This window comes from Streptacidiphilus monticola, assembly GCF_042658505.1.
Lineage (GTDB): Bacteria > Actinomycetota > Actinomycetes > Streptomycetales > Streptomycetaceae > Streptacidiphilus > Streptacidiphilus monticola.
This window is the reverse complement of sequence record NZ_JBHSQJ010000163.1, coordinates 560-14,246: the sequence shown is the minus strand read 5'-3', so window position 1 is coordinate 14,246 and position 13,687 is coordinate 560. Positions and strand designations below refer to the sequence as shown.

The 13,687-nt window shown below is 74.1% G+C and carries 13 protein-coding genes and 1 pseudogene; 7 read left to right on the top strand and 7 right to left on the bottom strand.

Annotated elements, in window-relative coordinates:
* The 4 genes and pseudogenes from ACFP3V_RS29970 to ACFP3V_RS29955 form a co-directional block, all read right to left on the bottom strand.
* Window positions 1-1,515, bottom strand: a pseudogene (locus tag ACFP3V_RS29970) (hypothetical protein); the annotation flags it as partial.
* Between the two features lie 108 nt (window positions 1,516-1,623).
* On the bottom strand, window positions 1,624-2,043 hold the full coding sequence (locus ACFP3V_RS29965; RefSeq protein ID WP_380590331.1) for a DUF6113 family protein: 420 nt from the start codon (window positions 2,041-2,043) through the stop codon (window positions 1,624-1,626).
* A complete protein-coding gene (mshB, locus tag ACFP3V_RS29960; protein ID WP_380590329.1) occupies window positions 2,040-2,930 on the bottom strand; it encodes an N-acetyl-1-D-myo-inositol-2-amino-2-deoxy-alpha-D-glucopyranoside deacetylase in 891 nt (296 codons plus the stop codon). Before mshB ends, ACFP3V_RS29965 begins: the two co-directional genes overlap by 4 nt.
* A 26-nt stretch (window positions 2,931-2,956) precedes the next feature.
* The gene (locus ACFP3V_RS29955; RefSeq protein WP_380590326.1) at window positions 2,957-3,151 is read right to left on the bottom strand and encodes a hypothetical protein; all 195 of its coding nucleotides are present in this window, start codon (window positions 3,149-3,151) and stop codon (window positions 2,957-2,959) included.
* Window positions 3,152-3,410: 259 nt separating this feature from the next.
* On the opposite strand from ACFP3V_RS29955, the gene ACFP3V_RS29950 reads away from it, so the two are divergent.
* The 5 genes from ACFP3V_RS29950 (at window position 3,411) to ACFP3V_RS29930 (ending at window position 9,281) form a co-directional block, all read left to right on the top strand.
* Window positions 3,411-5,537, top strand: a complete 2,127-nt coding sequence (locus ACFP3V_RS29950; RefSeq protein WP_380590323.1) for a S9 family peptidase — start codon at window positions 3,411-3,413, stop codon at window positions 5,535-5,537.
* Between the two features lie 195 nt (window positions 5,538-5,732).
* Window positions 5,733-6,713, top strand: a complete 981-nt coding sequence (locus ACFP3V_RS29945; protein WP_380590320.1) for an ABC transporter ATP-binding protein — start codon at window positions 5,733-5,735, stop codon at window positions 6,711-6,713.
* Window positions 6,710-7,429 (top strand): ABC transporter permease, encoded by a 720-nt coding sequence (locus ACFP3V_RS29940; protein ID WP_380590317.1) that lies wholly within the window; start codon window positions 6,710-6,712, stop codon window positions 7,427-7,429. Before ACFP3V_RS29945 ends, ACFP3V_RS29940 begins: the two co-directional genes overlap by 4 nt.
* A gap of 26 nt (window positions 7,430-7,455) precedes the next feature.
* On the top strand, window positions 7,456-8,679 hold the full coding sequence (locus ACFP3V_RS29935) for a sensor histidine kinase (RefSeq protein WP_380590314.1): 1,224 nt from the start codon (window positions 7,456-7,458) through the stop codon (window positions 8,677-8,679).
* Between the two features lie 29 nt (window positions 8,680-8,708).
* A complete protein-coding gene (locus ACFP3V_RS29930; protein WP_380590336.1) occupies window positions 8,709-9,281 on the top strand; it encodes a response regulator transcription factor in 573 nt (190 codons plus the stop codon).
* Window positions 9,282-9,426: 145 nt separating this feature from the next.
* Here the strand turns inward: ACFP3V_RS29930 and ACFP3V_RS29925 are convergent, their stop codons facing one another.
* From ACFP3V_RS29925 to ACFP3V_RS29915, 3 genes are all read right to left on the bottom strand, one after another.
* Entirely contained in the window at window positions 9,427-10,272 is an 846-nt protein-coding gene (locus ACFP3V_RS29925) for a transglutaminase family protein (protein ID WP_380590311.1), read from the bottom strand.
* Window positions 10,273-10,282: 10 nt separating this feature from the next.
* A complete protein-coding gene (locus tag ACFP3V_RS29920) occupies window positions 10,283-11,053 on the bottom strand; it encodes a GNAT family N-acetyltransferase (protein WP_380590333.1) in 771 nt (256 codons plus the stop codon).
* A 92-nt stretch (window positions 11,054-11,145) separates the two neighbouring features.
* Entirely contained in the window at window positions 11,146-12,147 is a 1,002-nt protein-coding gene (locus ACFP3V_RS29915; RefSeq protein ID WP_465270117.1) for a GNAT family N-acetyltransferase, read from the bottom strand.
* Window positions 12,148-12,257: 110 nt separating this feature from the next.
* On the opposite strand from ACFP3V_RS29915, the gene fdxA reads away from it, so the two are divergent.
* Window positions 12,258-12,578: a ferredoxin gene (gene fdxA / locus ACFP3V_RS29910; protein WP_380590305.1), complete on the top strand. Its 321-nt coding sequence runs from the start codon at window positions 12,258-12,260 to the stop codon at window positions 12,576-12,578.
* A 5-nt stretch (window positions 12,579-12,583) separates the two neighbouring features.
* Window positions 12,584-13,687: succinyldiaminopimelate transaminase (gene dapC, locus ACFP3V_RS29905; RefSeq protein ID WP_380590302.1), on the top strand; the 1,104-nt coding region annotated here is incomplete at its 3' end.

The window sequence follows — 13,687 nt, the reverse complement described above, 5'->3', positions numbered from 1 at the left end:
GTTCATGCCGGCGGGACGGCCGCTGGCGCCGCCGACCTTCGGCTTCGGGGCGAAGACGCCCTGCGCGGGCGGCGGGAACGGGCTGGCCCCACCGATCCCGGTGGGAGCGGGGCCCGCGGGCGCGGGCGCCGGCGGGAAGGCCCCGGCCTCGGGTGCGAACGGGTTGATGCCCGAACCATGCGTCTGCGTGGCCCCCGGGCTGCCGAGGTCCGCCCCCACAGCGGGGAACGCCTGGGTCGTCTCCGCGTTGCGGCGTGCCGCCTGCGCCCCCTCCGCGCCCGGCACGAACGGATCCCCGGCCGGGACGCCCGGGGGGAAGCCGCTGCCCGGAGCCGCCGTTCCCGGCCTCGCGGCTCCGCCGCCCGTCTGCCCATCAGGGCGCGGACCGCCCCCCGGGCCGGGATGGCCGGGCGCGGTCGGGCCGCCGAAGCCGCCGGCGGCGGAGGTGTCGGGGGCCGCAGCGTTGCCTGCGGGGTAGCCGGGGACTGCCGCGCCTGTGCCTGCCGGCCCGTCAGGGCGCGGGCCGGTGCCGGGGCGGCCGCGCTCGGCGCTCTGCGGCCCAGCGGGGCCGCCGAAGGCGCCGGCCGCGGTGCGATCCGAGGCGCTCCCCGGTCCAGGGAAGGGGCTGCCTGCAGGGCTGCTTGACTGGCCGTCAGGCCGCTGGCCTGCGGCGCTCGGGCCGGGGCGGCCGCGCTCGGTGGTCTGCGGCGCGGTCGGGCTGCCGAGGGCACCCGGTGCGGCGTTGGCGGCGCCGGGAGCCGCGGGGCTGCCGGCCGGGTAGCCGTGGTCCGGACGCTGCGGGGCGCCCGCGCCGGGGGAGGCGGCGTTGGTTGCCGGGTGGCTCGAGGGAGCGAAGGGTGTGGCGGGGGAGCCGCTTGACGGGCCGTCAGGTCGCGGGGTGCTGCCCGCGGGGCCGGGCGGGGCGGGGAAGGCGTCTATGCCCTGCGCCGGTTGCGGGGCCCCGGCGGGTTCGGTCTCCGGGGCGTCAACCTTCTTGCGGGGGGCGAACCAAGAGCTGCCGCCGCCTCCCCCGCCCGCGCTGTCCTGCGCCGCCCCCGCAGGGGCCTGCGACGCGGCGGCGGGGTTCGGCGTGCGCCACTCCGGGGGCAGGTCCGGCGGGACGGAGGGCTGGGAGCCGGAGTCCATGACGCCAAGGACGGGCGAGCCCGAGCCCTCGCCGCGGTGACGTCGACTGGGGGCGGTCGGGCCCTCCGTCCCGGTACCGGGCTGCGCGGGGTTCACCGGCTCGCGGACCACCACGGGCGGGATGGGCCGGGAGCCCGGGATGTTGATCTTGATGCGGGTGGTGAGCGTCGTCTCCGTGGCCTTGGGCTCGTCGCCCGCCCCCGCCGCCGGCGGGACCTGCTGCGCGCCGCGCGGGCCCTGCGGAGCACCCGCGCGGGAGAAGGCCGGGTCCGTCGGGGCGCCGTAAGGGGGAGTGCCCGACGGGTAGGCCTCGCCGCCGCCCTGACGGGGCGGCACGGGCGGCATCGGGTTCTCTGGTTCTCGACTCACTGCTGCTGCTCCGGTTCGCTTCCCGCCCGCACGGCGGCAAGCGCGTTGTCGATCGTCGGTTCGCCGCGCCGGGTGCCGCGGAGTCCAGCTTCGCTTCGGGGCACTACCTTACCGAGGCCGCAGGCCGCCCCCCAGCCCCGGCCGGGCCGTGCACAGCACGCCCGTCAACGCGCCCAGGAACAGCAGGAGATAGCCGCCGATGCTCGCCCCGAGCAGGAAGTCGCCCTCCGGGCGGGGCTCGGTGACGTACAGCAGGGAGACGAACCAGGCGACCGCGGGCAGCGCGGCTCCGGTCCGGGTCCCCGTCAGCAGCCCGCCTCCGTAGAAGAGCGCGCCGCATCCGGCGAGCGCCAGCAGCAGCCCGACCGGCAGCCACAGCATGGCGATCAGGCTGCCGGCGAAGCCGCACAGCACGCCGAGTACCGCCAGCAGCAGGTAACTGACGACCCGTCCGCCGCGCCCCAGCGGGGGCGTCCGCGCCGGTGGGCGCTGCGGCGTCGCGGAGCGGGGACCCGGGATCGCGCTCATCGGGCCGTCACCCCCGCGAACAGGTCCGTCTCCACCGTCCCCGCCGGGGCGGCGGAGCGCCCGCGGGCGAGCCGGTAGCACTCCACCGCGGTGAGCAGCTGGCCGCGGTCGTTCGACAGCGCGAACCAGGGCTCGGCGACGGTGATCTGGGTGGCGTGGGCCCGCATCGCGGCGGCCTTGCGCTCGGCGTAGGCGCTGCCGTCGACGACCGCCGTGACCTCGGCGTCGTCCACCACGCCGGGGACGTCGTCCTCGTCCGCCTCGGCCGGGAAGGGATTGGGGGCGTCCTCGGGGCCGCGCAGCGCGGAGCGGGGGACGCAGTTCCAGTAGACCTTGGCGATCTCGTGCGCCGGGCCCAGGTCCTGACGGAACGTCGGGTCGGCGGCGAGCTCGTAGCCGCGCATGGCGACCCGGTGCGCCTGGATGTGGTCGGGGTGGCCGTAGCCGCCGTTGGGGTCGTAGGTGACCAGCACCTGCGGTCGCACCTCGCGGATCACGGCGACCAGGAGCGCGGCGGCCTCGTCGACGTCGGCCTGCCAGAAGGCCTCCGGGTGCTTGTTCGACTCGACGCCCATCATCCCGCTGTCGCGGAAGCGGCCGGGGCCGCCCAGGAAGCGGTGGTCGGTGACGCCCAGCTCCCGCATGGCGGCGGCCAGTTCGGTGATCCGGTGCGGACCGAGGGCGTCCTCGCGGTCGGCGGTCAGGTGGCCCAGGTCCGGTCCGATGACCTCGCCCTCCTCGCCGAGGGTGCAGGTGACCAGGGTGACCCCGGCTCCCTCGGCGGCGTAGCGGGCCATGGTGGCCCCGTTGCCGATCGACTCGTCGTCCGGATGCGCGTGGACGAGCAGCAGGCGGCGGGCCGCCGAGGGGTGTTCCGGTTCCGTCATAGGCCAGAGCCTAACGAGCCCGGGGCTCAGAGCTTGATGCCGGTGAGCATGCCCGCGACGTTGGTGGTCAGGGTCTTGATCGACGGCGCGATGGAGCTGGACGCCAGGTAGAAGCCGAGCAGGGTGCAGGCCAGGGCATGCCAGAACTTGAGCCCGGCCCGGCGGATGAGCAGCACCACGACGATGAGCATCAGGACAGCGGCGGAAATCGGCAGGACCATCGCGTCTCACACCTCTCACTGGCGGGCGGCGGGGACTGCCGCCCCGGATGGACGGACCCGGGCATACAGGTGATACCCGTGGGGTGACGGAGATGTCACGTTCCGTCATCATGCATGCGCGGGGGCAGCGGTGCACGACTGGGGCGCACGACGTCGTCCCTGCTCGGAGCGGGTTTCTCCGCCGTCCGGGGGACACCGCGGAGAGGCGCGTTTGCCGTGGGCCCGCTCGTGCGCGGGAGCGCGCGGATAGGGTGCGTCCATGCCCTCAGAGATCACTTTCCCGCGCCAGTTCTCGCGGACCCAGCGGTTCACCCTGGGCGCTCCCCGTTCGTTCACCGTTTCCCCGGATGGGCGAAGAGTGGTCTTCCTGCGGTCCCGGGGCGGGGCCGAACGGGCGAACCTGCTGCAGGTACTCGATCTTGCGAATTCCGATACTCCGTTCGAGCGAGTGGTCGCCGATCCGGCCCACCTGCTCGGCGGCGGTGACGAGCAGCTCTCCCCGGAGGAGCGCGCCCGCCGCGAGCGCGCCCGGGAGGGCTCGGCCGGCGTCATCGGCTATGCCACCGACGCCGCGGTGACGTCGGCCGCGTTCCCCCTCTCCGGCCGGCTGTTCCGGGCGGACCTGCTGACCGGCGCGTGCACCGAACTCCCGGTCTCCGGAACCGTGCTGGACCCCCGCCCGTCGCCGGACGGGCGCTGGGTCGCCTACCCGACCACCGCGGGCGAGCTGCGGATCACCGCCGCCGACGGCAGCGGCGACCGCGTCCTGGCCGCACCCGACGGCGACGAGGTGACGTGGGGTCAGGCCGAGTTCATCGCCGCCGAGGAGATGGACCGCAGCCGCGGCTTCTGGTGGTCCCCCGACTCCACCCGGCTGCTGGTGGCCCGGGTGGACGAGAGCCCGGTGCAGCGCTGGTACATCGCCGACCCGGCCAACCCGGGCCGCCCGGCCCACCGGGTGGCCTATCCGCAGGCGGGCACGGCGAACGCGGAGGTCCGGCTGTTCGTGCTCGCACTGGACGGCAGCCGGGTCGAGGTGGACTGGGACCGCGAGGCCTTCCCCTACCTCGCCCGCGTCCACTGGTCCGAGGGCGGTCCGCCGCTGCTGCTCGTGCAGGCGCGGGACCAGCGCACCCAGCGGTACCTGACGGTCCGTCCGGAGACCGGCGCCACCGAGCAGGTGGCGGAGGAGACCGACGACCGGTGGGTCGAGCTGTTCCCGGGCGTCCCGGTGTGGACGCCCGACGGGCGGCTGGTGCGCATCGTCGACACGGCGTCCGGCTGCCGCGCCCTCGTCGTCGGCGACATCCAGGTGACCGGGCCCGAACTGCACGTCCGTGCCGTGCTCGACGCGGGGGCGGACGACGTGCTGTTCACGGCCTCGGCGGGCGAGGCCGCGGCCGAGCCCGAGATCGGCCAGGTGCACGTCTACCTGGCGGACGCCGGGGGAGTGGTCCGCCGGGTCAGCGACGCGCCCGGCTACCACGCCGCGACGCGGGCCGGGGACGTCACGGTGCTGGTCTCCGCCGCGCTGGAGCGCAGCGGCGGCCGGGTACGGGTCCTGCGCGGCGGGGAGCCCGTCGCCGAGATCACCTCGCTGGCGGAGCAGCCCGTGCTGACGGCCCGTCCGGTGCTGACCCTGGCCGGCGAGCACCGCATCCCCGCGGCGGTGCTGCTGCCGACCGGCTACGACCGCGAACGGGACGGCCTGCTCCCGGTGCTGATGAACCCCTACGGCGGTCCGCACGGCCAGCAGGTGCTGGCGACGCAGAACGCCCACCTGACCTCGCAGTGGTTCGCCGACCAGGGCTTCGCGGTCGTCGTCGCGGACGGCCGGGGGACGCCGGGGCGCAGCCCCGCCTGGGAGAAGTCGATCCACCTGGACATGGCGGGCGTGACGCTGGCGGACCAGGTCGAGGCGCTCACGGCACTGGCCCAGGACTTCCCGCTGGACCTGGGCCGCGTCGGCATCCGCGGCTGGTCCTACGGCGGGTACCTCGCCGCGCTCGCGGTCCTGCGTCGGCCCGACGTCTTCCACGCGGCGGTGGCGGGCGCGCCGGTCACCGACATGGAGCTGTACGACACCCACTACACCGAGCGCTACCTCGGCCTCCCGGCCGAGCGCCCGGAGGTGTACGCGGCGCACTCGCTGATGGGCGACGCGGGGAAGCTGGAGCGGCCGCTCCAGCTGATCCACGGCCTGGCGGACGACAACGTGGTGGTGGCGCACACGCTCCGGCTCTCCGCCACGCTGCTGGCCGCGGGGCGGCCGCATGAGGTGCTGCCGCTGTCGGGGGTGACGCACATGACTCCGCAGGAGGAGGTGGCGGAGAACCTGCTGCTGCTTCAGGTCGCCTTCCTCAAACGGAACTTGAGCGTCCGGTAGGGCAACCCCTGGCGGCGCGAGGATCCCGCGCCCGAAAGGTGGGGGATCCTCGCGCCCCTTGCGGCTGCCCCGCAGGAGCGGGGCGGGCGGCATGACAGATGTCATGTGCGGGGATGGAGGCGTGACACTGACGGTCAGGGGGCCGGTGCGCGAACCTGGTGGGGTCAACAGGACGACCAGGAGGCGTGAGCAGCGATGAGCACGACGGAGCAGTACACGGGGGCGGCGCGGAAGGGCGCCGGCTCCGACGGGGAGGTCGCGGCGTTCCGCGGCGTCAGCAAGAACTTCGGGGCGGTGAAGGCCGTCAACGACGTGTCCTTCACGCTGCGACCGGGCGAGACCGTCGCCTTCCTCGGCCCCAACGGGGCCGGGAAGTCGACCAGCATCGACATGCTGCTCGGCCTCAAGGACCCCAGCGCGGGCCAGGTGAGCCTCTTCGGCGGGTCCCCGCGCCAGGCCATCGTCAACGGCCGGGTGGGCGTCATGCTCCAGAGCGGCGGGCTCATGCCCGAGGTGACGATCCGTGAACTCGTCACCCTGGCCTGCCAGGTGCACCCGCGCGGCTACAACGTCGACGACGTGCTGAAGAAGGCCCAGCTCACCGAGATCTCCGACCGCAAGGTCGACAAGCTGTCGGGCGGTCAGGAGCAGCGCGTCCGCTTCGCGCTGGCCACCTGCGGCGACAGCGACCTGATCATCCTGGACGAGCCGACCACCGGTATGGACGTCAGCGCGCGGCAGGCGTTCTGGAACGTCATGAAGGCCGAGGCCGCCCAGGGGCGGACCATCCTCTTCGCGACGCACTACCTGGAGGAGGCGGACTCCGTCGCGGACCGCGTCCTCGTGATCCACAAGGGCCGGCTCATCGCGGACGGCACCGCGGCCGAGATCAAGGCGCGGGCCGGTCTCAAGAAGGTCACCTTCGACTTCCGCCCCGAGGACGGCGGCGACTCCTCGCTGCTGCGCGACCTGCCCGGCGTCAACGCCCTGGAGCTGACCGGCACCACGGTCCGCATCCGGTCCACCGACTCGGACGCGACGGTGGCGGCCCTCTACCGCGCCGGCTTCTACCCGCGCGGCCTGGAGGTCACCACGGTCGGCCTGGAGCAGGCCTTCATCACCATCACCGGCGAGCAGGACGCCGCCGACGACGCCGCCGAGGAGAACGTGCGATGACCCAGCTGATCAAGCTCGAGATCCTGCGCGTCCTGCGCAACCGCCGCTACCTCTTCTTCACCGTCATCTACCCGGTGGCGCTCTACGCCCTGATGGTCGGCGCCTACAGCGGTGCGACCGAGCTCGGCGGCGTCGCGGTCAAGACCTACTTCATGATCTCGATGGCGACCTTCGGCACCGTCGGCGCCTCGCTCAACGCCGCCATGCGCATCTCCCTGGAGCGGAAGAGCGGTTGGACCCGCCAGCTGCGCCTCACCGCGCTCCCCGGGTCGAGCTACGTGACCGCCAAGCTGGTCGCCAGCGGGGTGACCACCCTGCCCGCCATCATCGGCGTCTTCCTGCTCGGCGCGGTCGAGGGGGTGCGCTTCTCGGCCGGGGCCTGGATCGGCACCGCCGCGATCCTCTGGGTCGGCGGCTTCGTCTTCGCGGCTCTCGGCGTGGCCCTCGGGTACGCCGCCGCTCCGGACTCGGTCCAGCCCATCGTCATGATCACGTACATGCTGATGGCCATGGCCGGCGGCACCTGGTTCCGGATGCCCGACAGCATCCAGAAGTACTTCGACTGGACGCCGATGGCGCTGTACAACCAGCTCGGCCGGCTGGCGCTGCCCCACGTGCACGTGACGAGCGGCCGGGTGCTCGCGCTCGCCGTCTACCTCGTGGTGTTCACCTACTTCGCGGCCCGCCTCTACCAGCGCGACCGCAAGGCCGCCTGAAACAATCGACGAGGGAGGTGGCCGGCATGACGACCTGGTCCGAGGTCCGCATCGGGATGACCCCCGAGAACCGCAGGCAGCTGTTCGTGAAGTCCTGCTGGGCGCTGCTGTGGCTGGTCTACCTGGCTTACCCGGTGCAGGACCTGGTCCACGGCAAGCACGGCACCGCCGCCACGGCGGTGGGCTGGGGCCTGCTGGCCGCCTTCCTCGTCGTCTACTTCGACCTGCTGTTCCGCCGTCAGATGACGGGGCGGACGGTCGAGTGGAACCCCCGGGACGGAGCCAAGTTCGGCGTCCTGGTGGCCATCGCCACCAGCGCCACCCTGGTCCTCGGTGAGCCGTGGACCACCCTGTTCACCTACTCGTCCGTGTGCGCCGGTGCGATCCTCCCCACCCGGGTGGCGCTGCGCGGAGTCGCCGCGGTCACCGGCCTGATGCTGCTCTGCGGGCTGCTGGTGCACGCCTCCGGCGACACCCTGACCTCCGTCGGCTTCGCCGCCTTCCTCGGCGGGGCGGCCATGACCGGCCTGCAGCGACTGGTCCGCACCATGCGCGAACTGCGTGAGGCCCGGCAGGCCATCGCCGCCCTGGCCGCCTCGGACGAGCGGCTGCGGCTGGCCCGGGACCTGCACGACCTGCTCGGCCACTCGCTCTCGCTGATCACCCTGAAGACCGAGCTCACCTCCCGCTTCATGGACCAGGAGCGCTACGCCGAGGCCCGGGCCCAGGTCGACGACATCGAGAAGGTGAGCCGCCAGGCCCTGATCGACGTCCGCGAGGCCATCGGCGGCTACCGCCGCCCGAAGCTCGCCGTCGAGATCGCCGCCGCGCGCACCGCGCTGACCGCAGCCGACATCCGCTTCGACGCCGCGGCCGATCTCGCCGACGCCAGGCCGGGGTTGGGGCCGGACGAGGAGGGCGCCCTGGGCTGGGCGCTGCGCGAGGCGGTCACCAACGTCGTCCGCCACAGCGGCGCCGGCCGCTGCGAGGTGGTGCTGGAGGAGCACCCCGGCGAGCGCGAGGGCGAGCGCGAACTGCGGCTCATCGTCCGGGACGACGGCTCCGGCGGACGCCACGCCCGCGCCGGCAACGGCCTCTCCGGCCTGGGCGAACGCCTCCAACTGGCCGACGGCCGCCTGGAGACGGGGCCGGTAAGCGGAGGCAAGGGCTTCCAGTTGACCGCGGTGGTGCCGCTGCGGACGCAATCCGTTGCCAGTGCGAGCGACTTGGCCGGTACCTTGCACGAGTGATCAGAATTCTGCTTGCGGAGGACCAGGGGATGGTCCGGGAGGCGCTGGCCGCGTTGCTCGGGCTGGAGGAGGATCTCGACGTCGTGGCGCAGGTCGCGCGCGGCGACGAGGTGGTCGCCGCGGCGGAGGCACACGGGGTGGAGGTGGCCCTGCTCGACATCGAGATGCCGGGGCTCACCGGTATCGAGGCGGCGGCGCGGCTGCGGGCGGAGCTGCCCAAGGTCAAGATCGTGGTCCTGACGACGTTCGGCCGTCCCGGCTACCTCCGGCGCGCGATGGAGGCCGGGGCGGACGCGTTCCTCGTCAAGGACGCCCCGGCGTCCCAACTCGCCGACGCGGTACGGCGGGTGCTGCGCGGCGAACGTGTCATCGACCCCACACTCGCGGCGGCGGCCCTCGCGGAGGGCGCCAACCCGCTGACGTCCCGCGAGCGGGACGTGCTGGCGGCAGCGGCGGACGGTTCCGCGAACGCGGAGATCAGCGCCCGGCTGCACCTTTCGGAGGGCACCGTCCGCAACTACCTCTCCGCGGCGATCCAGAAGACCGGCGCCCGCAACCGGACCGAGGCGGTCCGGATCGCCCTGGAAAAGGGCTGGCTGTAGGGCGCACCGCCCGCTCCGCAGGGGCGCGAGGAACTGCGCGAGCAACACACCCCTCGGGGAGGTTCGTCCCGCACAGGGGGTCGGACCTCCACGAGTGGTGGGCTGGTCGCGCAGTTCCTCGCGCCCCTGCGGGGGTGCAACTGACTCAGTTCAGGCGGTGTCTCGCCGCGCGGGCCTCGAAGCGGACGCGTTGCGCAGACTCCGGGTCGAAGGCGTCGAGGATCGTGGCGTAGGACTCCATCTCCGCCGCGCCCTCCGTGAAGCGGCCCGTCTTCACCAGCAACTCCCCCCGCTCAAGCCGCAGTTGGGCCGGATGTCGGGGCAGCAGCAGGCTCAGCTCCGTCGCCCACAGCTGCGTCCGGGCGTGTTCGGGGCGGGCCGCCGCCCACGCGCGGATGTTGCCGAGGACGCGCAGCACGATGTCCGCCGGCTCCGCCGGGCGCAGCATCTCGTGCTCCAGCGCGTAGCCCGCCTCCGCGGTGATCCGGGCGGCGTCGTCCAGTGTCAGTGTCCGGCCGCCGTGGAAGGGGTCCACCAGGACGCAGTCCTCGCCGGGGGTGCCGACGCCGACGACGAAGTGGCCGGGCAGGGCCACCCCGTGGACGGGGACGCCGATCAGACGGCCCACGGCGATCCACACCACCGAGACGGTGATGGGCAGTCCCCGCCCGCGCCGGAGCACCTGGTGCAGCAGGGAGGACTCCAGCCGGTCGTAGACGCCGGGCCCGCCGCGCAGGTCCGCGCCGCCGGCGAGGACCCCGGCCAGGACCGCGGCGGTCTCGGCGGCCGGGCGCTCCGCCGGGCCCAGCGCCGCCGCCGCGCGGACGGCCAGTTGTTCGAGGGTGCGCCGCGAGGGCGCCAGCACCGTGTCCAACTCGCCGTTCCGGTCCACGAGATCGGCCTCGAACCCCATGAGCAGGCAGAGCGTCGCGAGGTCGGGCGCCTCACCCCGGGCCTCCGCGGCGAACCGCGCCCTGCTCTCCTCGCTCACCTCGGGGATTCTATGCGCCGGGGCGCTCCGCTCCGGGCACCGGAGGTGTCCAGATGTACGGCGTGGTGGTGGTGACCGCCCGCATGCCGAGGCGGCGCAGGATCGGGGCGCTGTCGTCCGAGGCGTCCACGTGCAGGTATCGCACGCCGCGGGCGGCGGCGCGCTGCGCGCGGGCGGCGACCAGGGCGCGGTAGACGCCGCGCCCGCGCCACGCCGGGAGGGTGGAGCCGCCCCAGAGCGAGGCGAACCCGGTGCCCGGCCGGTAGGCGAGCCAGGCGGCGCAGACGACCTCGCCGTCGGCCTCGGCGACGAGGACGTCCAACTGGTCCGGTGCCGTGGCCAGCCGCCCCGCCAGGTCGGCGGCGAGGAAGGACATGTCGAAGCCCCAGACCACCGTCTCCATCGCGGCGATCCGGCGCAGGTCGGCGTCGTCCGTCACCTGGCGCAGGCGCACGCCCTCGGGCAGCACCGGCTCGGCCGCCAACTCATCGGCCCGGCCGACCAGGACGGTCTCCTGCGGCTCGGGCACGAAGCCGGCCGCCTGCAGCCGCGCGGGCAGGTCGGCCGGCAGGTCGTGGCCGCGGACCTTCCACTCCACGGCCTCGCCGCGCGCGGCGAAGAAGTCCCGCTGCCGGGCGATCAGCGCGTCCAACTCCGGCCCGGCGACGCCGAGATCGCGGGGACCGGTGACGAAGCCGCGGAACTGGCCGACCACCCGCAGCAGCGGGCCGTCCGTCTCGTGCCGGACCCCCGCCGGCGGTGTCGGGGGCACGCCGCGCATCTGGGCGTCGTACGCGTGCAGCAGGGTGTCGATCACGGGTACGACGCTATCCGGCGCTGCAAGGGGTTTCTGGCGGTTCGTCAGCAGGGCGGTCAGAGCCGGGCGTAGTGGTAGGTGTAGGCGGTCCGGAAGCCCAGTTTGTCGTAGAGCGCCCCCGCCGGTGCGTTGTCCGCCTCGACCTGGAGGTAGGCGCCGGTCGCGCCCTCCTCCGCGGCGCGGGAGGCGAGCGCGGTCATCACCGCGGCGGCCAGTCCGCGGCGGCGGGCCGCCGGGACGACCTCGACGGCGCCGAAGTAGGCCCACGGCCCGTCCACGACCAGGCGTCCGATGGCGGCCGGGCCGTCGGTCACCTCCGGCAGGTGCGCCGAGGCGAACCAGGTGGAGGCACCGCCCAGCAGGAGCGACATGGCGGCCCGCTGCACCTCGGGTCCGCCGGTCACACGGCGGTAGCGGGAGAGCCAGGCGGCGTCCGGCGTCCGGGCCAGGCGGACGTCCACCGCGAGCGGAGCCGCCGCGAGCGCGGCCAGCGGGGCGGTGCGGACGTGGGTCGCGGCGAGCGACTCGGCGTGCGCGGCCAGGCCCTCGGGCGAGCCCGGTTCGGTGATCTCCAGGTAGGCGGGCAGGCCGCGCTCGGCGTACCAGGCGCGCACCCGGGCCAGCGCCTCGTCGAGCGGCAGCCCCGGATCGCCGAGCGTCTGCACCGAGTTGGCCCGGCGGGTGAAGCCGGCCGAGGCCCGCAGCACCCAGTCGCCCAGCGGCTCCTGCTCGATCGCGGGCCAGGCCGCCGCGGCGATCCGCTGCATCGCCGCAGGTCCCGGGAGTTCCGGTGCGGCCGCACCGCGCCGGACCGGCGCGGGCGGTACGGGTTTGCCGGCGACCAGTGCGCGCTCGTCCAGGGCGACGGCCTCCCCGGCCCGGTTGACCACGGTCAGCGCGCCGGACTCGTCCCAGGATGTGAGCACGCCCACGACGTCGCGGAACTCGGGACGTCCGTCCACGATGTCCGAAATCCGCCGCACCGAAACCCGTCGCCCCAGGTCAGCACGGCTGATCCGGACCTCGCCCGGGCCGCTTTCGATACGCTGGGACGCCATACCCGCCACCTCCGTTACCTGCACAGGCCTGATGCGGTGATACTAGGGGCGGGCATCGACGACGCCGCGCTCCCTGCGCGAATGCAGCCCCTACGAGGAGGAATGACAGCGTGACCTACGTCATCGCGCAGCCTTGTGTCGACGTGAAGGACAAGGCGTGCATCGAAGAGTGCCCGGTCGACTGCATCTACGAGGGCCAGCGGTCCTTGTACATCCACCCCGACGAGTGCGTCGACTGCGGCGCCTGTGAGCCGGTCTGCCCGGTCGAGGCCATCTTCTACGAGGACGACACCCCGGAGGAGTGGAAGGAGTACTACAAGGCGAACGTCGAGTTCTTCGACGACCTCGGTTCGCCCGGCGGTGCTTCCAAGCTCGGTGTGATCGAGAAGGACCACCCGTTCATCGCGGCCCTCCCGCCGCAGAACCAGTGAGCGACGTGAACGACCAGAGCACCGACGCCGCGCCGCCCCTCCCGCCGGGAGGGGCGGCGCGCCGCGTATCGTCCCTGCTTCCGGCCTTCCCGTGGGACCGGCTGGACCCGTACAAGCAGTCCGCGCTCGCCCACCCGGACGGCATCGTCGACCTCTCGGTGGGGACGCCGGTGGACCCGGTTCCGCCGAGCGTCCAGGCCGCGCTGGCGGCCGCCGGCGACAGCCCCGGCTACCCGACGGTGTGGGGCACCCCCGCGCTGCGCGACGCCCTGGTGGGCTGGGTCGAGGGCCGACTCGGAGCAGTCGGCATCGGGCACCGGAACGTGCTGCCGACGGTGGGCTCCAAGGAACTGGTCGCCCTGCTGCCCTGGCAGTTGGGCCTCGGCCCCGGCGACCGGGTGGCCTACCCCCGGCTGGCCTACCCGACGTACGAGGTGGGCGCACGGCTGGCGCGGGCCGACCATGTCGTCTACGACGACCCGTGGGAGCTGGACCCGGAGGGCCTCCGGCTGCTCTGGCTCAACTCCCCGTCGAACCCCACCGGCCGGGTGCTGACCGCCGAAGAGCTGCGACGGACCGTCAACTGGGCGCGGCAGCACGGGATCCTGCTCGTCAGCGACGAGTGCTACCTCGAACTCGGCTGGGACGCCGAGCCGGTGTCGGTGCTGCGCGAGGACATCTGCGGCGGCTCGCTGGCGGGCCTGCTCGCGGTCCACTCGCTGTCCAAGCGCTCCAACCTGGCCGGCTACCGCGCGGCGTTCGTCGCCGGCGACGCGGATGTGCTGGGGGAACTGCTGGAGATCCGCAAGCACAGTGGGCTGATGGTCCCGGCCCCGGTGCAGGCGGCGACGGTCGCGGCGCTCGGGGACTCCGGGCACGTGGCGGAGCAGCGGGAGCGGTACGCCGCCCGGCGTGCGGCGCTGCGGTCGGCGCTGGAGGGCCGGGGCTTCCGCATCGAGCACTCGGAGGCCAGCCTGTACCTCTGGGCGACGAGGGACGAGCCGTGCTGGGACACGGTGGCCGACCTGGCGAAGCTCGGCATCCTGGTCGCTCCCGGCGAGTTCTACGGCGAGGCCGGCGCCGACTTCGTCCGCGTCGCCTTCACGGCG

Excerpts from the sequence above, each read along its gene's own strand:
- ACFP3V_RS29965 (WP_380590331.1), bottom strand. The coding sequence starts at position 2,043 with ATGAGCGCGATCCCGGGTCCCCGCTCCGCGACGCCGCAGCGCCCACCG.
- mshB (WP_380590329.1), bottom strand. The coding sequence starts at position 2,930 with ATGACGGAACCGGAACACCCCTCGGCGGCCCGCCGCCTGCTGCTCGTC.
- ACFP3V_RS29955 (WP_380590326.1), bottom strand. The coding sequence starts at position 3,151 with ATGGTCCTGCCGATTTCCGCCGCTGTCCTGATGCTCATCGTCGTGGTG.
- ACFP3V_RS29950 (WP_380590323.1), top strand. The coding sequence starts at position 3,411 with ATGCCCTCAGAGATCACTTTCCCGCGCCAGTTCTCGCGGACCCAGCGG.
- ACFP3V_RS29945 (WP_380590320.1), top strand. The coding sequence starts at position 5,733 with ATGAGCACGACGGAGCAGTACACGGGGGCGGCGCGGAAGGGCGCCGGC.
- ACFP3V_RS29940 (WP_380590317.1), top strand. The coding sequence starts at position 6,710 with ATGACCCAGCTGATCAAGCTCGAGATCCTGCGCGTCCTGCGCAACCGC.
- ACFP3V_RS29935 (WP_380590314.1), top strand. The coding sequence starts at position 7,456 with ATGACGACCTGGTCCGAGGTCCGCATCGGGATGACCCCCGAGAACCGC.
- ACFP3V_RS29930 (WP_380590336.1), top strand. The coding sequence starts at position 8,709 with ATGGTCCGGGAGGCGCTGGCCGCGTTGCTCGGGCTGGAGGAGGATCTC.
- ACFP3V_RS29920 (WP_380590333.1), bottom strand. The coding sequence starts at position 11,053 with ATGCGCGGCGTGCCCCCGACACCGCCGGCGGGGGTCCGGCACGAGACG.
- ACFP3V_RS29915 (WP_465270117.1), bottom strand. The coding sequence starts at position 12,147 with ATGGCGTCCCAGCGTATCGAAAGCGGCCCGGGCGAGGTCCGGATCAGC.